Source organism: Kineococcus rhizosphaerae, assembly GCF_003002055.1.
Lineage (GTDB): Bacteria > Actinomycetota > Actinomycetes > Actinomycetales > Kineococcaceae > Kineococcus > Kineococcus rhizosphaerae.
In genome coordinates this window covers 65554-83274 of record NZ_PVZF01000011.1, presented here as the reverse complement: position 1 = coordinate 83274, position 17721 = coordinate 65554, and the positions used below count along the sequence as shown (strand labels likewise).

Annotated in this window: 16 protein-coding genes and 1 pseudogene; 11 read left to right on the top strand and 6 right to left on the bottom strand. The window is 74.0% G+C overall.

Annotated features, from left to right (window positions below; genetic code table 11):
* Window positions 1–58: 58 nt before the first annotated feature.
* A complete protein-coding gene (locus CLV37_RS19860; RefSeq protein WP_106213672.1) occupies window positions 59–484 on the top strand; it encodes a PPOX class F420-dependent oxidoreductase in 426 nt (141 codons plus the stop codon).
* Window positions 485–505: 21 nt separating this feature from the next.
* Window positions 506–1120, top strand: a complete 615-nt coding sequence (locus tag CLV37_RS19855; RefSeq protein ID WP_106213670.1) for a CG0192-related protein — start codon at window positions 506–508, stop codon at window positions 1118–1120.
* Between the two features lie 89 nt (window positions 1121–1209).
* Here CLV37_RS19855 and CLV37_RS19850 read toward each other — a convergent pair whose 3' ends face one another.
* The gene (locus tag CLV37_RS19850) at window positions 1210–2799 is read right to left on the bottom strand and encodes a methyl-accepting chemotaxis protein (RefSeq protein ID WP_106213668.1); all 1590 of its coding nucleotides are present in this window, start codon (window positions 2797–2799) and stop codon (window positions 1210–1212) included.
* A 179-nt stretch (window positions 2800–2978) separates the two neighbouring features.
* Here CLV37_RS19850 and CLV37_RS19845 point away from each other — a divergent pair, with 179 nt between their 5' ends.
* A complete protein-coding gene (locus tag CLV37_RS19845; RefSeq protein WP_106213666.1) occupies window positions 2979–3932 on the top strand; it encodes a carbohydrate kinase family protein in 954 nt (317 codons plus the stop codon).
* Window positions 3933–3936: 4 nt separating this feature from the next.
* The gene (locus CLV37_RS19840) at window positions 3937–4767 is read left to right on the top strand and encodes an SDR family oxidoreductase (RefSeq protein ID WP_106213664.1); all 831 of its coding nucleotides are present in this window, start codon (window positions 3937–3939) and stop codon (window positions 4765–4767) included.
* Here the strand turns inward: CLV37_RS19840 and CLV37_RS19835 are convergent.
* Window positions 4754–6391, bottom strand: coding sequence for a GGDEF domain-containing protein (locus tag CLV37_RS19835; protein ID WP_106213662.1), 1638 nt, complete (start codon window positions 6389–6391; stop codon window positions 4754–4756). The two genes, CLV37_RS19840 and CLV37_RS19835, sit on opposite strands and share 14 nt — an antisense overlap.
* A 73-nt stretch (window positions 6392–6464) precedes the next feature.
* On the opposite strand from CLV37_RS19835, the gene CLV37_RS19830 reads away from it, so the two are divergent.
* Both CLV37_RS19830 and CLV37_RS19825 read left to right on the top strand, forming a co-directional pair.
* Window positions 6465–8135, top strand: a complete 1671-nt coding sequence (locus CLV37_RS19830; RefSeq protein WP_106213660.1) for an ABC-ATPase domain-containing protein — start codon at window positions 6465–6467, stop codon at window positions 8133–8135.
* A gap of 255 nt (window positions 8136–8390) precedes the next feature.
* Entirely contained in the window at window positions 8391–10568 is a 2178-nt protein-coding gene (locus CLV37_RS19825; protein WP_106213658.1) for a putative bifunctional diguanylate cyclase/phosphodiesterase, read from the top strand.
* On the opposite strand, the gene CLV37_RS19820 is transcribed toward CLV37_RS19825, so the two are convergent.
* Both CLV37_RS19820 and mscL read right to left on the bottom strand, forming a co-directional pair.
* Entirely contained in the window at window positions 10535–10855 is a 321-nt protein-coding gene (locus CLV37_RS19820) for a hypothetical protein (protein ID WP_106213656.1), read from the bottom strand. The two genes, CLV37_RS19825 and CLV37_RS19820, sit on opposite strands and share 34 nt — an antisense overlap.
* A gap of 108 nt (window positions 10856–10963) precedes the next feature.
* Complete coding sequence (gene mscL / locus CLV37_RS19815; RefSeq protein WP_106213654.1) at window positions 10964–11383, bottom strand: large conductance mechanosensitive channel protein MscL; 420 nt, start codon at window positions 11381–11383, stop codon at window positions 10964–10966.
* Between the two features lie 30 nt (window positions 11384–11413).
* Between mscL and CLV37_RS19810 the strand changes: the two genes are divergently transcribed.
* Window positions 11414–12535 carry a lycopene cyclase family protein gene (locus tag CLV37_RS19810; RefSeq protein WP_106213652.1) on the top strand — a complete coding sequence of 374 codons (1122 nt, stop codon included), beginning with the start codon at window positions 11414–11416 and terminating at the stop codon, window positions 12533–12535.
* 57 nt (window positions 12536–12592) lie between these two features.
* On the opposite strand, the gene CLV37_RS19805 is transcribed toward CLV37_RS19810, so the two are convergent.
* Together CLV37_RS19805 and CLV37_RS19800 are read right to left on the bottom strand one after the other, a co-directional pair.
* The gene (locus CLV37_RS19805) at window positions 12593–13213 is read right to left on the bottom strand and encodes a YceI family protein (RefSeq protein WP_106213650.1); all 621 of its coding nucleotides are present in this window, start codon (window positions 13211–13213) and stop codon (window positions 12593–12595) included.
* An 82-nt stretch (window positions 13214–13295) separates the two neighbouring features.
* Window positions 13296–13958 carry a DAK2 domain-containing protein gene (locus CLV37_RS19800; RefSeq protein ID WP_170127386.1) on the bottom strand — a complete coding sequence of 221 codons (663 nt, stop codon included), beginning with the start codon at window positions 13956–13958 and terminating at the stop codon, window positions 13296–13298.
* A gap of 99 nt (window positions 13959–14057) precedes the next feature.
* On the opposite strand from CLV37_RS19800, the pseudogene CLV37_RS29060 reads away from it, so the two are divergent.
* From CLV37_RS29060 to CLV37_RS19785, 4 genes and pseudogenes are all read left to right on the top strand, one after another.
* Window positions 14058–14486, top strand: a pseudogene (locus CLV37_RS29060) (N-acetyltransferase family protein); the annotation flags it as partial.
* Between the two features lie 60 nt (window positions 14487–14546).
* A complete protein-coding gene (locus tag CLV37_RS19795) occupies window positions 14547–15539 on the top strand; it encodes a pyridoxal-phosphate dependent enzyme (RefSeq protein WP_342762292.1) in 993 nt (330 codons plus the stop codon).
* A 121-nt stretch (window positions 15540–15660) separates the two neighbouring features.
* Window positions 15661–15861, top strand: coding sequence for a hypothetical protein (locus CLV37_RS19790; protein WP_106213646.1), 201 nt, complete (start codon window positions 15661–15663; stop codon window positions 15859–15861).
* Window positions 15862–15909: 48 nt separating this feature from the next.
* Window positions 15910–17706 (top strand): glycoside hydrolase family 15 protein, encoded by a 1797-nt coding sequence (locus CLV37_RS19785; protein ID WP_106213644.1) that lies wholly within the window; start codon window positions 15910–15912, stop codon window positions 17704–17706.
* The last annotated feature ends 15 nt before the right edge of the window (window positions 17707–17721 follow it).

Below are 17721 nucleotides of genomic sequence, written 5' to 3'. Positions count from 1 at the left end.
GGCCCGTTCTGTTGCACGGACGGGGAAGAGTTCGCGCCGGCCCCGGGTTCGACCCGGCATGACGGACGACGCGCTCCTGGACCTGGTCGGCTCCACCCGCAACAGCGTCCTGGTGACGCTCAAGCGCGACGGCCGCCCGCAGCTGTCGAACGTCACCCACCACTACGACCCCGACCGTCGCCTCGTGCGCGTCTCGGTCACGGCCGACCGGGCGAAAGCGAGGAACCTCGAACGCGACCCGCGGGCCAGCCTGCACGTCACGAGCGCGGACTTCTGGAGCTGGGTCGTCGTCGAGGGCGGCGCCACGCTGTCACCCGTCGCCGCCCGCGAGGACGACGAGACCGTCGATGAACTGGTCGACCTCTACCGGGCGCTCCTGGGCGAGCACCCGGACTGGGACGACTACCGCCGCGCGATGGTGCGCGACCGTCGCCGCGTCGTGCGGTTGCCCGTCGGGCGGGTCTACGGGCAACTGCCCGGCTGAACGACCCGATAGCGTCGGCGCATGGCCGTCATCCACCGGGCGCAGCTGACGCCGACCAAGCTCGAGGCGATCGTGGACTGGCTGCCGTCGCAGCCGTGGGGCGGTCCCGTCGGCGACGAGGCCGCCGTCGCGGGCCGGTTCCGGTTCGACGACCCGGCGGGGGAGGTCGGCGTCGAGACCCTGCTGGTGCGCGTCGGGGACCGCGTCCTGCAGGTGCCGCTGACGTACCGGGGGGCACTGCTGGAGGGGGCCGGGGAGTTCCTCGTGACCGAGATGGACCACTCCGTCCTCGGCCGCCGGTGGGTCTACGACGCCGCGGGCGACCCCGTCTACGCCGACACGGTCCGCCGGGCGATCGCCACGGGCGGCCACGAGGCGGACCTGCAGCACGCCGTCGACGGCCGGTTCGAGCCCGGGTCCAAGGAGGGGTTCGCCGTCGGCAGCGGGTCCGCGGCGGACTCGCCGACCGTGAGCGCCGTCCGCGTCCGCACGCAGGGGGCGCTGACGACGATCGCGACGGGGCACGGTGACCTGGTCCTGCTGCGCGAGGTGGGGGCGGCCGCGCCGGCGGGAGAGACCCTGACCGGGACGTGGGGCGACGGCGACCCGCAGGTGCTGGTCGTGCTCACCGACTGACCCGGGATGCGGAAACGGCACGTTGCCTCCGCGGTCCCGTTCATCGGGACCGCGGAGGCAACGTGCCGTTTCGGGCGACCGCTCTCAGGTCAGCGGGGGAGGGTGAAGGACCCCACCAGCTCGTTCAGTTCCGCGGCGGTGCGCGAGACCTCCCCGGCGGTGGTCGCCGTGTGCGTGGCCCCCGACGTCGTCTGCTCGGCCGAGGCGGCGATCCCGGAGATGTTCGCCGCGATCTCCTGACTGCCGGTGGACACCTCCGTCACGTTGCGGACCATCTCACTGGTCGTCGCGGACTGCTGCTCCACCGCGGCGGCGATGGTGGCCTGCAGCCCGTCGATGCGGGCGATGACCTCGGTGATCTCAGTGATCGCCGCCGCCGCCGAGGCCGCGTCGGTCTGGGTGGCGGCCACGCGCCCCACGATCTCCTCAGTGGCCCGCGCGGTCTGCTGGGCCAGTTCCTTGACCTCCCCGGCCACCACCGCGAAACCCTTGCCCATCTCCCCGGCCCGGGCCGCTTCGATGGTGGCGTTCAAGGCGAGCAGGTTGGTCTGCTCGGCGATGGAGGTGATGAGCTTGACCACGTCACCGATCTCACGGGAGGACGCGCTGAGGCGGTCCAGGGTCTCCCCGGCCGTGCTCGCGGCGGCGACCGCGGAGGCGGCGGTGGCCGAGGCGTCGGCGGTGGAGGTGGCGATCTCGCGGATGGCCGAGCTCATCTGGTCCCCGGCGGCGGCCACGGTGCCGATGTTGGCGCTGATCTCCTCGGTGGCCGCCGAGACGACCTGGGCCTGGGTGGAGGCCTCTTCGGCACCGGAGGACAGCTGGGTGGCCACGGCGTTGAGTTCCTCGCTGGAGGCGGCCAGGGTGCCGGCGTTGCCGGCGATGCGGCGCATGGTGGTGGTCAGGCGCTCCAGGGTGGCGTCGACGGCGGCGGCGAGCTGACCGACCTCGTCCTTGGAGGCGATGCCGACGCGCTGGTCCAGGCGGCCTTCGGCCAGGCCCCGCACGACGGTCAGGGTGCGGGCCAGGGGCGCGGAGACCGAGCGGGCCACGATGACGGCCACGACCGCGGCCACGACCAGGGCGATCGCGCCGATGACGATCAGCAGCATCACCGCCGCGTGGTAGTCCGAGGACCCCTTGGCGGCCATGTCCTTGGCGGCCTGCTGCTCGATGCCGTCGATCTTGTCGAGCTCGGCGAAGACGTTCTTGGTGATCGGGGTGGTCGTCTTGGTCCGGTAGTCGATGAAGCTCTTGACGTCCCCGGCCTTCGCGAACGTCACGAGTTGCTGGCGCTTGTCGCGGTAGTCCGCGACGAGGGTCTCGACCTGGGCGCGGTCGGTCGCCGACGCGGCGGGGCCGGTCGCCTGGTACGCCTTCCACGCGTCGTCGTAGGCGGTGTCGTCGGTCGCCATCTGCTGCAGGGCGGCGTCGGTGGCGTCCGGGCCCTGGGCGAGCGCTGCGTTGGCGATGTCCTGGCGCAGGGTCGCGTAGGCGAACTTGACCTTCGCGATGGTGCTGACCGAGGCGATGCCGGAGGTGGACATCGTGGACAGGTTGGCCTGCGAGGCGCCGAGGCGGTTGATCCCGAGCACCACCACGAGGACGAGCAGGACGCACACCACGCCGAAACCGGCGAAGAGCTTGGAGGCGACGTTCAGGTCGCGGAGTCGGTTCACGGGGGGCCTCTCGGGGACGGGCGCAAGACGGGGGTGACGTCTTCTAGATCGGTCCGAACGGGTGACGACTTGAGCCCCCTCCCGGTCGGCGTGTCCTTGCGCCCGGACCGGCCCCGCCCGGAGACTGGCCGTGATCAAGGACGGTCGCTGGGGACCGTCCGAGGACAGGAAGGCTCTCCATGCCGCAGGTCGTCTCCTTCGGGGCGCACATCGCCGACGCGCTCGGCTGGCCGTTCACGCAGGTCCCCCCGGGGCAGCAGCTCGCGATCCTGGAGCAGATCCGGTTCACCGTCGCCGGGACCGCCGCCGCGCCGTCGGTGAACCTGGCCAAGCTCGGCGTCGACGTCGCGACCGTCGGCCGGGTCGGGGCGGACACCATCGGCGACTTCGTCCGCACGACGATGGACGGGTACGGCGTCGACACGACCCACCTGGTCACCGACCCGGTGCTGCAGACCTCCGCGAGCCTGCTGCCCATCCGCGCCGACGGGTCCCGCCCCGCGCTGCACGTCATCGGGGCCAACGCGGGGCTGCGCGAGGACGACGTGCCGTGGGACGTCGTCGCGCAGGCGCAGGTCTTCCACCTCGGTGGGCTGTTCGTGCTGCCCGGCGTCGACGGGGAACCCGCGGGCCGCATCCTGGCGCGGGCCAGGGAGCTGGGCCTGACGACGACGGTCGACCTGCTCGCCAGCCCGCGCCCCGACGCCCAGGACCTGCTCGCGCCCGTCCTGCCGCACGTCGACTTCCTGCTGCCCAACGTCGAGGAGGCCGGCTGGATCACGGGCCGGGAGGACTACGACGAGATCGCCCGCTGGTTCCACGACCGCGGGGTCGGGACGACGCTGCTGACCCTCGGCGGTGACGGCGTCCACGTCGCGCGTGCCGGCGAGCGCGGGACGGTCCTGCCCGCCTTCGCCGTCGACGTCGTCGACAGCACCGGCTGCGGGGACGCGCTCACCGCCGGGTTCGTCTCCGGCCTGCTGGACGGGCTGGACCTGCACGCGGCCGCCGAGCGGGGACTGGCGTGCGGGAGCCTCGTCGCGACGGGCCTGGGCTCCGACGCCGGGATCGTGGACCTCGCGCAGGTCGAGGAGTTCGCGCGCAGCACGCCGCGGGCTGCGGTGGCAGGCTGAGGCCATGGGTCTCATCGCCGTCACCGGAGCCACCGGCCAGATCGGGGGCCGGGTGGCCCGCGGTCTCGCGGCGGCCGGTGCGCCGCAACGCCTCGTCGTCCGCGACCCCTCCCGGGCACCCGACCTCGACGGGGCGGACGTGCGGGTGGCGACCTACGGCGACGGCGAGGCCCTGCGGCACGCCCTCGACGGCGCCGACGTCCTGCTGTTCGTCTCCGGGTCCGAGGACGCCCACCGCCTCGACCAGCACCGGACCGTCACGGAGGCCGCGGCCGCCGCCGGGGTCCGCCGCGTCGTCTACACCTCGTTCCTGGGGGCCTCACCGGAGTGCACCTTCACCTTCGCGCGCGACCACGCCGCGACGGAGCAGATGCTGACGGCGGCCCGGTTCGAGACGACGTTCCTGCGCGACTCCTTCTACCTCGACGTCCTGCCGGAGTTCGTCACCGACGGCGCCCTGCGCGGACCGGCGGGCACGGGACGCGTCGGGGCCGTCGCCCGCGCCGACGTCGCCGAGGTGGCGCTCGCCGCGGTCCTCGACGAGAGCCACGCCGGGCGCAGCTACGACCTCACGGGACCGCAGGCGCTGTCCTTCGCCGAGATCGCCGCGACCCTGTCGGCGGTCGGCGGGACACCCGTCGCGTTCGTCGACGAGACGGTCGAGGAGGCCTACGCCTCCCGGTCGGGTTTCGGTGCGCCGCAGTGGATGCTCGACGGCTGGGTGAGCACGTACACGGCCGTCGCGAGCGGTGAGCTGGACGTCGTGACCGACGTCGTCGAGGCCGTCACGGGCCACCCCGCCCGCACCCTCGAGGACGTCCTCAGGGGACGCTGAGCGAGCGGGTGAGGACGCGGTCGCGCCCGGCGTCCTTCGCGGCGTAGAGCAACCGGTCGGCCTGCCGCAGCAGGTCCTCGGCCGGCGGAGCGTCGGTGCTGCGCGTCAGGACCCCGCCGATGGACAGGGTGACCCGCAGGTCGGGGGCGATGTCCGCCCACGACGTCTGCGACACCGTGCGGCGCAGGCGGTCCAGCCGCTGCTGCAGCCCGTCGGCGAGGTGGTCGACCCGTTCGGGGGCGGGCAGGACGCAGACCAGCGCGAACTCCTCCCCGCCGATGCGGGCCAGCACGTCGCGGCGGCGGACCTCCTCGCGCATGACCTCCGCGAGCCGGCGCAGCACCCGGTCGCCGACGGCGTGGCCGAAGGTGTCGTTGACGCGCTTGAAGTGGTCGACGTCCAGCAGGCAGACGCACACCCAGTCGCGTTCGCCCAGCCCGGCGAGCAGGTCGGGCAGCGTCGCGTCGAACGAGCGGCGGTTGTCCAGCCCGGTCAGCGGGTCCTCGTGGGCCTGCCGGCCCAGCGCGACGGCCTGCGAGCGCAACCGCTGGATCTCGAACGTCTGACCGAGCAGGCGGGCCCGCACCTGCGCGGTCTGGGTGCGTTGCCGCGTCTCGAGCTCGTGGAAGCACCGGTAGGAGTCCAGGGCCTCGCGGAACCGGCCGAGCTCCTCGTGGCACCGTGAGCTGAGCTGGTGCGCGCGGACCAGGACGGTCGCGTCGGTGAGTTCCTCGGCGAGCCGGACGACCTCGCCGAACCGGTCCAGGGCCTCGGCGAAGTCCTTGCGCCGAAAGGCGTCCATCGCGAAGGCGTCCAGCACGCCCAGTTCCAGGCTGCGGTAGCCGTGGGTGCGGCTGAGCTCCATCGACGCCCGCAGCGTCGGGTGCGCGACGTCGAGGTCGTCCAGGTACGTCGACAGGCTCCCGGCGTTCAGCAGCGACAGCGCCTGCCGGTAGGGGTTGCCCGCTTCCTCGGCCAGGGTCAGCGCCTCCCGAGCCAGCTCGACCCCGCGGCGCAGTTCGCCCGCGGGGACGTCCTGCCCGGCGTAGGCCATCTGCAGCACCAGGTCGGCCGTGTTCGTCAGCAGGCAGAACCGGGTCTCGCTGGAGACGTCCCCCGACCCCAGTTCCGCGGCGGCCCGGTCGAACAGGTCGGCGGCCTCGTCGAAGTCGCCCATGGCCGAGCGGATCGTCCCGGCCCGGTTGAAGGTCCCGGACCGCAGTTCGGGGTCGGCGACGGCGGCGACCCGCTCGATGCTGCGCTCGATCGCCTCCAGGGCCTCCTCGAACAGGGCCAGGTTCAGGTACGCGAACGAGAGCAGGTTCAGCGCGTCGACCTGCCCGGGCCGGTCGCCGAGCCGCTCGGCGACCAGGACCGCGTCGCTGCCCGCGCGGGCGGAGTCCTCCAGGTCGCCCAGGCGCAGCGCCTGGTTGCAGACCAGCCGCAGCGCCTCGGCCAGGGAGCGGTCGTCGCGGGCGTCGGTGGCCAGGGCGACGGCCTCCTCGGCCAGCCGCCGGCCCTCGCGGTAGTCCCCGCGGGTGCGCGCCTCCTCCGAGCGCAGCAGGAGAGTCGAGGTGTCCGGCACCTCGTGCACCTGCGCGTCCGCCCCCGGTCCCGTCAGCACAGGGACAGCATCGACCACCCACCGGGCACCTTGACAGACCCCCACCCGGTTGGATCACCCCTAGTGTGCACGGGTGCCGGATCTGCGGGAGACCCTCGAACGCCTCGACGGCGCCCCCTACGCGCGCTACCGGTCGCTGACGGGACGGGACTTCGAGCTCGCCCCCGGCGTCGGCGCGGTCCTGCGGCACGGGCAGGCCGACCCGTACGCCCCGCCGTCGCGCTGGGAGGTCCGCTGCACCCGCACGCCCTTCGCCGCGCTCGACGTGGGGAACCCCGTCCGCCGCCGAGCCCTGGCCTCGTTCCTCGCCCGGTCCGCCGCCGCGGTGCGCAGCCCGTTCCGCATCGACGCCGGAGGCCAGGAGGTGGTGCAGCGCAGCAGCGTCGAGGTGCTGGCCGACGCCTCGACCGTGCTGCGCCCGGCCTACCACCTGCCCGGTCCGCGCCGCCGCGTCGACGGGTACGGGGCCGCCGCCGACCTCGCCGGCGACCTGCCCCGCCTCGTCCTCGACCACGTGCTCGGCGTCGACCTCGACGAGGCCCGCGCCTTCGTCGACGCCGTCGAGGACGCCGACCACCTGCGGTCCCTGCTGCCGGGCCTCGGGCTCGTCGCCTTCGTCGCCGACGGGTCCGTGCTGCCCCGCGCCAGCGGCGTCGACGACCACCCGCTGCCCGGGGCGGTGCCCTTCACCTCCCCGGACTCGCTGCGCGTCGAGGTCGACCTGCCGCACGCCGGCCGCGTGCCCGGGATGGGCCTGCCGACGGGGGTGAGCGTCGTCGTCGGCGGCGGGTTCCACGGCAAGTCGACCCTGCTGCGCGCCCTGGAGGCCGGGGTCCACGACCACGTCCCCGGCGACGGGCGCGAGCTCGTCGTCACCGACCCCGGCGCCGCCGCGATCCGCGCCGAGGACGGGCGGGCCGTGACCCGCGTCGACGTCGGCGCCTTCGTCTCGGGCCTGCCCGGGGGCCTCGACCCGCGCGACTTCTCCACCGCCGACGCCTCCGGGTCCACCTCCCAGGCCGCCGCGACGCTGGAGGCCCTCGAAGCCGGCGCCCGCGTCCTGCTCGTCGACGAGGACACCGCCGCCACGAACCTCATGGTCCGCGACGCCCGCATGCAGGAACTCGTCGCCAAGGCCTCCGAACCGCTCAACCCGTTCGTCGACCTCGTCCGCTCCCTCGCCGACGACCACGGCGTCTCCACCGTCCTCGTCGTCGGGTCCTCCGGCGACTACCTGGACGTCGCCGACCGCGTCCTGCTCATGGAGTCCTACCGCTGCACGGACGTCACGGACCGGGCGCGCGAGGTCGCCCGGCGTCCCACGGGCCGCGTCGCCGAGGCCGGGACCTTCCCCGCCGTCCGCGCCCGCGTCCCCGACCCCCGCAGCGTCGACGCCACCGCGAAGGGGAGGCGGCGGGTCTCCGCCGTCGGCACCGACACGCTGCGCTTCGGCGAGCACGACGTCGACGTCCGCGCCGTCCGCCAGTTCACCGACGCCGCCCAGGTCACCGGCGCCGGTCTCGCCCTCGACCACGCCGTCGCCGCCGGCCACCTCGACGGCCGCCGCACCCTGCCCGAGGTCCTCGACCTGCTCGACGCCGACCTCGCCGGGCCCGTCGCCGGCTGGACGGGCGGCGCCCCCGCCGACGTCGCCGTCCCCCGCCGCCACGAGGTCGCCGCCGCCCTCGACCGGCTGCGGGCGCTGCGGGTCCTCGCCCTGCGCCCCGACGGAACGGCACGTTGACCCAGCGGTCCCGGTCAAAGGGACCGGGGATGGAGCCGGCGCGCAGCGCCGGACAACGTGCCGATACCGCCCCGGCCACGCGTAGGGGCACGTCGGCTCAACGGTCGCGGTGAAAGCGACCGGGGATGGAGCCGGCGCGCAGCGCCGGACAGCGTGCCGGAACCCCCCGACCGGCCCTGACCCGATCGGGCGAGCGAGGACGGGCACCTGCGGGCCGATGACCCACGGGTGAGGTCAGGTCGGGGGTCCACCCGCGTGCGGGGGGCGGGGCTGCTCGTCGGCGCCGCCGCCGCCGGGCTCTCCGTGCTGCCCGGGACCCCGCGCGCGGCCGCGGCCCTGGTGTGCCTGGCCCAGCTGTGCGCCCTGGCCGTGCTCGTCGCCCGCCCCCGCGGGATCGACGACGAGGTCTCGACCTGGCGGTGGTGGTCGCTCGCGGTCGGCGTGCTCACCGTCTCCCCTGTCGTCGACCTCCTCCCGGGCGCCGGCACCGGGCACGCGCTCGGTCTCGCCGTCGTCGCCGCCACCCCGCTCGTCTACGGGGCGCTCGTGCGCTGGAACCGCTTCCGCACCTACGTCTCCGACCCCGGGGACTGGCTCAACGGCCTCAGCGCGATCAGCGCCCTCACCGCCGCGACCCTCGTCCTGAACCGGTGGTTCGTCCTCCTGCCGCCCACGTGGTCCGCGTGGCGGATCCACCTGACGCTGCTGGTCTTCGCCTCGGTCGTCATCCTGCTCGGCACCGCGGCCACCGTGTGCTCCATCGGCGGGCTGATCCGCGACCCCCGGTCCTGGCTGGTCATCGCCACCCTCGCCGGCCTCGCCGTCCTCAGCGCCACCGTGCGCGGCGGCCCGCACGACCTCACCCGCGCCCAGCTCGGCTGGACCCTGGCCAGCCTCGCCGTCGCCGGCGCCTCGGCCCTGCGCAGCCGCACCCGCCCCGTCCCGGCCACCAGCCAGGCCCCCGCCGTCGGGGCCCTCGTCGTGCTCGCCCTCGCCGTCGCCGTGCTCGCCCTCGACGGCGGCCGGCAGGGGTGGGCCCCCACGGCCTACGCCGCCGCCGCCGTCGCCGGGATCAGCGTGCGCGTCGTCCGCCTCGTCCGCGAGCTCGCCCACCTCGCCGAGTCCCGGCGCCAGGCCCTGACCGACGAGCTGACGGGCGCCGGCAACCGGCGCGCCCTGCTGCAGGCGCTCGACCTCGTCGTCGAGTCCCGCCGCGCCGCCGCGCTCCTGCTCATCGACGTCGACCGCTTCAAGGAGGTCAACGACCGGCAGGGCCACCACGCCGGCGACGCGCTGCTGCGGCGCATCGTCACCGCCGTCCGCAAGACCACGCCGGCCGACGCCGTCGTCACCCGCATCGGCGGTGACGAGTTCGCCGTGCTGCTGCCCGGCCGCGACGAGGCCCAGGCCACCACGATCGGCCACGCCGTCCACGACGCCGTCGTCCACTTCGCCGAGGTCGGGCTGTCCGTCGGTGTCCGCTCCGCACCCGCCGGTGCCGTCGACCCCGACCGGCTCCTGCAGCAGGCCGACACCGCCATGTACGCGGCCAAGACCAGCGGCGGCGGGGTCAGCGTCTACGACTCCGAGGTCGACGCCGGGCTGCGCGACCGGGCCGCGCTGGCCGCCGACGTCCGGCGCCTGCTCACCGGTGACGGGCACCGCGTGGAGCGCGAGGTCGTCGTCCACTACCAGCCGCAGGTCGACGTCGTCACCGGTCGCGTCGTCGGCGTGGAGGCCCTCGTCCGCTGGCAGCACCCCGACCGCGGGCTCCTGCCGCCCCTGGTGTTCCTGGACCTCGTCGAGGAGCAGGGCCTCATGGAACGGCTCACCGTCCACGTCCTGCGCCGCGCCACCCGCGAGGCCGCCGGCTGGCAGCACGACGGTGTCCCGCTGCGCATCTCCGTCAACCTGTCGGCGAGCTCGCTGACCCACCCCGACCTGCTGCCCGTCGTCGACGACCTCCTCGCCGCCACCGGTCTCGTCCCGGGGCGCCTCGTCCTGGAGGTCACCGAGACCACGCTCATGGCCGACCCGGACCTGGCGCTCGCCGTCACCCACGGCCTGACCCGCCGCGGGGTGCAGCTGAGCATCGACGACTACGGCACGGGGTACTCCTCGCTGGCCTACCTGACGGACCTGCCCGCGACGGAGCTGAAGCTGGACCGCGCCTTCACCGCGCGCGTGCTGGCCGAACCGCGCACGGCGCAGATCGTCGAGGCTACGGTGGCGCTGGCGCACCGGCTGGGGCTGCGCGTCGTGGCGGAGGGGGTCGAGGACGAGGCCACCCGCGCGGTGCTCGGCGGCCTCGACGTCGACGAGACGCAGGGGTACCTGCACTCGCGGCCGCTGCCGCCGGCCGACCTCGCGCGGTGGCTGGCCGCGCTGCCGCCGCCTGCTCAGTTCGTGCGGGCGGAGTTCCGCGAGGTCTGAGCGGGGACGGACCCCGTGGAGCCCCGGCCCTGCAGACCCTGCGGGCCACCGCCGGGGAACTGCCCCCGCTGCCACTGCCGTCCGGTTCCGGAGCCCGGGAACTGCCCGCCGCCGGGGAACTGCGTCTGCCGGGTCCCGGTGCCCGCGGAGTCCCCCCGGGTCGCGGCGTACGCGACGCCGCCCGTCAGGCCCGTGACGACGACGACCGTCGCGATGGCGACGACCGGCTTCTGCCACCACCGGCCCGCGGGCGGGGTGGGGATCTGCTCGGTGACGGTCTGGCTCACAGGTGGCTCCTCGGACGCGGTGCGCACCGTCCTCAGCGGACGGTGCACACCGACGGTCGGCAGCGGTCCTGTGAACGCGCCCAGGACGCGCTCAGATCCCGGTGGGAGTCACGTGTCGAGGGTGCGGGTGGTCTCACCGGTCTGGCGGGCGAGGAGGTCGCGGATCTCGGTGAGCAGCAGGACGTCCTCGGTGGGAGCCTTGGGCGCCTCGACCTCGCCCTTCTTGCGCAGGGCCAGCAGGCGGTTCACCGGCAGCACGATGACGAAGTAGACGGCGGCGGCGATGATGAGGAAGTTGATGATCGCGCCGATGATCGCACCGAACTTGAACTCGGCCCCGTTGAGCGTGACGATCCACAGGTTCTCGGTGTTCGGAGCCCCGCCGATGGCCGCGATGAGCGGGGTGATGAGGTTGTCGACGATCGACGTGATGATCCCCGAGAACGCCGCCCCGATGACCACCGCGACCGCGAGGTCGATGACGTTGCCCCGCAGGATGAAGTCCTTGAACCCGTTGACGACCTTCACAGCGTTCCTCCTCGGACGGGGTGCGACGACGTGCTGAACCCTAGGCCCCGCGATCACGGTCGGGCCAGGATCACGCTCGTCGGGCTCGGCGCGGCGGGAGCGTCCCTGGCCTGGCGGCTGCTGGACGCGGGGATCCCTTTCGAGGTCGTCGAGGCCCCGGCGGGCGCCGCCGAGCGCAGCCCGGAGCGGACGTGGAGCACCTGGGGCGCCGCGGGTCCGGGGCCGTTCGGGCACCTCGTGCGAGCGAGCTGGCCGCGCGTGCGCGTCGTCGGGACGGACGGCGCGACCGTCACCGCGGACCTCGGCGGGTGGCGCTACCGGAGCCTGCACTCCACCGACCTCGACCGCGCGGTCCGCGAGCGCCTGGCCCGCGCCGGGGTGCCCGTGCACGAGCGGGTCCTGACGGGCCGGCCGCCGGTACCCGCCGTCGACACCCGGCCCGTGCCCGTCCCCACGACGGGCCGGACGCTGCTGTGGCAGCACTTCCTGGGCCACCGGGTCCGCACGGCCCGTCCGGCGTTCGACGTGCGGACGGCGACGCTGATGGACTTCCGCACGCCGCAGCCGGCCGGGGGCGTGGCCTTCGGCTACGTCCTGCCGACGTCGGCGACGGAGGCGCTGGTGGAGTACACCGAGTTCTCACCGGGGCTGCTGACGCCCGGGCAGTACGCGGCGAGGTTGAGGGAGTACCTGCAGCGCAGCGGGATCGGGACCCACGAGGTGCTGGGCGTGGAGACGGGCGTGATCCCCATGACGGACGCGGCGTTCCCGGCCTCCGAGCCGGGGGTGCTGCGCTGGGGGGCGGGGGCGGGCTCGATCCGGCCGTCGACGGGGTACTCGTTCAGCACGCTGCAGCGGCAGGCGGACGCGATCGTCGCGCGGTGGCCGGACCTGCGGCTGCCGCCCCCGCACCGGCGCCGTCACCTGCTGATGGACTCCCTCGTCCTGCGGGGGATGGCCGAGGGCCGGCTGGGGGCGCGGTTCTTCGTGGACCTGTTCGCGCGCAACCCGGTGCAGCGGGTGCTGGGGTTCCTGGACGGGACGACGAGCCCGGCGCAGGACCTGGCGCTCATGGCGACGTCCCCGCGCGCGGACATGCTCGCGCTGGCCCTCGCCCACTCCCTCCCGCGATCGAGGGGTCCCGCGGCGTGATCGAGGACTCACCGGTCCTCGATCACGCCGCGGGACCCCTCGATCGCGGTGAGGGGGTCAGACGCTGAGGACGGCCTCGACGTCGAGTTCGAGGTCGACCTTGTCGGCGACGACGAGCCCGCCGTTGTCGAGCTTGGCGTCGAAGCTGATGCCGAAGTCGCGGCGGTCGATGCGGCCCTTGGCCGAGAAGCCGACGCGGGTGCCGCCGTAGGCGTCGGGGCCGAAGCCGGAGACCTCGACGGTCAGGGTGACGGGACGGGTGACGCCCTTGATCGTCAGGTCGCCGACGAGCACGAAGTCGTCACCGTCGTGGGTGAGGGAGGTGGAGCGGAACGTGGCGGTGGGGTGGGTCTCGACCTCGAAGAAGTCACCGCTCTTGATGTGGCCGTCGCGGGCCTCGTTGAACGTGGTGATGGTGGTGACGTCGACCTCGGCGGTGACGGTCGAGGCGGTGGGGTCCTCGGCGGTCACGATCTGGCCGGACACCGAGCCGAGGCGGCCGCGGACCTTGCTGACGGCCATGTGGCGGACGGTGAAGGACACCTCGGAGTGCGTCTCGTCGATGGTCCAGGTGCCGGCCTGGTAGCCGGGGACCGCGGGCAGGCCGCTGGGGGCCGTCGCAGTGGCCGTGGCCGTCGTTCCCTCGTCGTTCTTGGTCTTGCCGCCGAACCAGCCCATCGTGACCTCCGGTAGATGTTTGCAGCTTCAACTGCTCACCACCGACGGTACGCCGAAGTTGTTCAACCTGCAAGTACCTGGGTCAGACGACGGTTCCCCGCTCGAAGAACCACGTCACCACGAGCGCCCCGGGGTCGACGTCGCCGCGCACGGCGGTGTGCCGGGTCCCGTCGGCCGCGGCCCGGTACGCCGCGTTCAGCGCCGCGACCGCCGGCACGCCCGCGACGTCCGCCCCGCCGAGGGCCTCCGCGGCCGGGGCCATGGCGTCGACGAGGGAACCCGCCCCCGGCGCGGGTCCCCCCGCCCGCTGGACGGCGAGCAGGCCGGTCCGGGCGGCCTCGGCGAACTCGTGCGTCCCCGCGGACCGGTCGCACGAGCGGGCGAACTCGGCGAACCACGGGGACAGCAGCGCCGGCACCCCCGGGACGGCGGCGAACCCGCGGGACACCGCCGCGAACACCTCGCCCGTCGAGTCCGGCGCGTCCTGGCGCAGGACCTCGTCGGTGGCCTCCGCCGCCGCCTCCAGCTCGGGCCCCAGGCCGTGCAGCTCCTGCGCCCGCGTCCGGAGCTGGTGCTCGAAACCGCGCCACCACAGCAGCACGCGCCGCACGTCCAGGTCGGCGGCCCGGGTGCCCGCGACCGGGACGACCCGGCGGCCGGCCTCGCGCAGTTCCAGCTCGTCCAGGGCCGGCACCGCAGCGGGGGCCTGCGTGGCTCTCGTCGCCGTGGTCACTCGTTGCTTCACGGTCCACCGCCTCGTCCTCGAGGGTGCGCCGGGTGTCGCGGCGCCTGGGGAGTGAGCCTGGCACGCGGCCGGGGGGACCGCCAGCCGTAGTGTGGCGCCGTGACCGTGCTGCTGCGCAGGCCCGCCGAGGCCGACTGGGAACGGTGGCGCGACCTGCGGTTGCGCATGCTGGCCGACACCCCGCAGGCCTTCGCCGAACGGCTCGAGACCGCCCGCGGCCACGACGAGGCCGAGTGGCGCTTCCGGTGCCGGCGGACGTGGGAACCGGGCAGTTTCACGGTCGTCGCCGAGGACGCGGCGAGCGGTGAGTGGGTCGGCACGATGGGGGCGTTCACCGACCCGCGCCAGGGTCTGTTCCTGGTCTCGGTCTACGTCGATCCCGGGCACCGCGGGAACGGGCTCGCCGACCGGTTGCTGGCCGAGGTCATGCGTTGGGCCAGAACGCGTCCCGGTGCCGACGGGATGGTCCTGCACGTGCACGAGGAGAACCCGCGGGCCCAGGCCTTCTACCGCCGGTGGGGTTTCGAGGACACCGGGGTGCGCGTCCCGTACGTCCTGGACCGGACGCAGCGCGAGCTGGAGATGCGGGTGGCGTTCACCGAGCCCGGGCTCGAGCTCGAGGACGTCCTCGACGCGGCCCGGCAGATCGAGGGCGTCGCCCACCGCACGCCCGTCCTGACCTCGCGCCGGCTCGACGCGCACGCGGGGTCGCAGGTCTTCTGCAAGGCGGAGAACTTCCAGCGGGTGGGCGCCTTCAAGTTCCGCGGCGCGTACAACGTCGTCTCCCGGTTGTCCCCGGCCGAGCTCGAGCGGGGGGTCCTCGCCTACTCCTCCGGCAACCACGCCCAGGCCGTCGCGCTGTCCGCCGCGATGGTCGGCACCCGGTCGGTCATCGTCATGCCCGCCGACACCCCGGCGGTGAAGGTCGAGGCCACCCGGGGCTACGGCGCCGAGGTCGTGACCTACGACCGGTACACCCAGGACCGCGTCGGGCTCGGGAACGCGATGGCCGCCGAGCGCGGCATGACGATCGTCCCGCCGTACGAGCACCACGGCGTCATGGCCGGGCAGGGGACCGCGGTGCTGGAACTGCTCGAGGAGACCGGGGCCGTCGACACCCTCCTCGTCCCCGTCGGCGGCGGGGGCCTGATCGCGGGCAGTTCCACGGTGGCCCGGGCCCTGCACCCGCGGACCCGGGTCGTCGGCGTCGAACCCGAGGCCGGGGACGACACGCTGCGCTCGCTGCGCGCGGGACGCCGGGTGCGCATCGAGGTGCCGCGCACGATCGCCGACGGTCAGGCCGCCGAGGTCCCCGGGGAGCTGACGTTCGCCGTGAACTCGCGCCGGGTCGACGACGTCGTCCTGGTCTCCGACGCCGAGCTGCGCGCCGCCCTGCTCTACGCCTTCGACGTCCTGAAGGTCGTCCTCGAGCCGTCGGGGGCCTGCGCGCTGGCCGCGGTCCTGTTCGGCAGGGGCTTCGAGCGGGGCGAGCGGGTGGGTCTGGTGCTGTCCGGGGGCAACGTCGGATCGGCCCGTTTCCGGGAGCTGACGGCCCCCGGGCAGGACGTCGCCGCCTTCTAGAACGTAACGGAGAGTAGCATCTAGACTACCCAAATACCGCTCAAGCGTGCTGGAATCGACGCCGATGCTCGGTAAGTCGGTGACACTCCGTCTCGACGAACGATCGAGAAGGAGTCCCACCGTGACGAAGTCCCGTTCGCTCGCCGCCGTCCTCGTGTCCGGCGCCCTGCTGTTCGGTGCCGCCGCGATGGCCCCGGCCGCCTCGGCCGCCGTCAAGCCCGCTCCCGCCAAGACCACCGTCAAGGTCACCGTGACCGAAGGTCACCTGCGCACCACCACCGACGGTCACCTGCGCGTCACGCTCCTCGGCCACCTGCGCTGATCTGCGAGCCTGGTCACCCGCGCCCCGCGGGCAGGGCACGATGGGGACATGGCTCGGATCGAGGACTACGCGCTCGTCGGTGACCTGCACACCGCGGCGCTGATCGACAGGACCGGCTCGATCGACTGGCTGTGCTTCCCCCGGTTCGACTCCCCGGCCTGCTTCGCCGCCCTGCTCGACACCCCGGACGCCGGGCGCTGGCGGCTCGGCCCCAGCGGGGCGGGCACGTGCAGCAGGCGCCGCTACCGCGGCGGGTCCCTGGTCCTGGAGACCGAGTGGGACACCCCCGACGGCACCGTCCGGGTCACCGACTTCATGCCGCCGCGCGGCAACCACCCCGACGTCATCCGCATCGTCGAGGGCCTCGAGGGCGAGGTCCGCATGAGCTCCGAGCTCAAGCTCCGCTTCGACTACGGCTCGATCGTGCCGTGGGTGCGCCGGCGCGGTGACGAGCTGGAGGCCGTCGCCGGCCCCGACTCCGTGTGGTTCTGGACCACCGTCGACGTCGAGGGACGCGACCTCAGCTCGGTGTCGGACTTCGTCGTCCGGGAGGGCGAGAAGGTCCCCTTCGTGCTCACGTGGGGCAAGAGCCACGAGAAGATGCCGCACCGCCCCGACCCCTTCCACGCCCTCGAGGACACCGTGGAGTTCTGGCGGGATTGGAACCGCGCCGACACGGTCGAGGGGCGCTGGGAGGAGGCCGTGAGCCGGTCCCTGGTCGTCCTCAAGGCCATGACCTACGCCCCCACGGGGGGGATAGTGGCCGCGGTCACGACGTCGCTGCCCGAGGAGCTCGGCGGCACCCGCAACTGGGACTACCGCTACTGCTGGCTGCGCGACGCCACCTACACGCTGCAGGCGCTGCTCCTGTCCGGGCACCTCGAGGAGGCCGAGGCCTGGCGGAACTGGTTGCTGCGCACGGTGGCCGGCGATCCCGGCGACCTGCAGATCATGTACGGCCTCGACGGCACCCGGCGCCTGCCCGAGATGGAGCTGCCGTGGCTGAAGGGGTACGAGGGGTCCTCCCCGGTGCGCATCGGCAACGAGGCCGTCGACCAGCTCCAGCTCGACGTCTGGGGCGAGGTGCTCGACTCCCTCTTCCTGGCCCGTCAGGCGCGGCTGGAGAAGGAGGACGACTCCTGGAACCTGCAGAAGGCCCTCATGCACCACCTCGAGGCCCGCTGGCAGGAGCCCGACAACGGCCTGTGGGAGATGCGCGGCCCCAAGCGCCACTTCACCCACTCCAAGGTCATGGCCTGGGTCGCGGCCGACCGGATGGTGCGCAGCGTGGAGGAGTTCGGGCTGCCCGGACCCGTCCAGCGCTGGCGCCGGGTGCGCGACGAGATCCGCGCCGACGTCCTGGCCAACGGCGTCTCCCCGACCACGGGGACGTTCACGCAGAGCTACGGCTCGGACAACCTCGACGCGAGCCTGCTGCTCATCCCACGCGTCGGGTTCCTGCCCTTCGACGACCCCCGCGTCGTCGCGACGATCGAGGCGATCCAGCGCGACCTGACCCAGGACGGCTTCGTGCTGCGCTACCGGACCGAGGACTCCTCCGACGGGCTCCCGGGGTCCGAGGGCGTGTTCCTGGCCTGCTCGTTCTGGATGGTCGACGCCCTGCACGGCCTCGGGCGCACGGACGAGGCCCGCGAGCTGTTCGAGCGGCTGCTGTCGCTGCGCAACGACGTCGGGCTCCTCGCCGAGGAGTACGACCCCGTCTCGCGCCGCCAGCTGGGCAACTTCCCGCAGGCCTTCAGCCACTTCCCGCTCGTCGTCGCCGCCCACCACCTCACCAGCGGCGAGGGCGAGCGCAGCGACGACGTCGAGGCGCACGACGCCTGAAGGCGCCCGGGGCTC

Coding starts and splice junctions, on each gene's coding strand:
- CLV37_RS19785 (WP_106213644.1), top strand. CDS start 15,910: ATGGCTCGGATCGAGGACTACGCGCTCGTCGGTGACCTGCACACCGCG.
- CLV37_RS19840 (WP_106213664.1), top strand. CDS start 3,937: ATGGGTCTCATCGCCGTCACCGGAGCCACCGGCCAGATCGGGGGCCGG.
- CLV37_RS19805 (WP_106213650.1), bottom strand. CDS start 13,213: ATGGGCTGGTTCGGCGGCAAGACCAAGAACGACGAGGGAACGACGGCC.
- CLV37_RS19845 (WP_106213666.1), top strand. CDS start 2,979: ATGCCGCAGGTCGTCTCCTTCGGGGCGCACATCGCCGACGCGCTCGGC.
- CLV37_RS19855 (WP_106213670.1), top strand. CDS start 506: ATGGCCGTCATCCACCGGGCGCAGCTGACGCCGACCAAGCTCGAGGCG.
- CLV37_RS19860 (WP_106213672.1), top strand. CDS start 59: ATGACGGACGACGCGCTCCTGGACCTGGTCGGCTCCACCCGCAACAGC.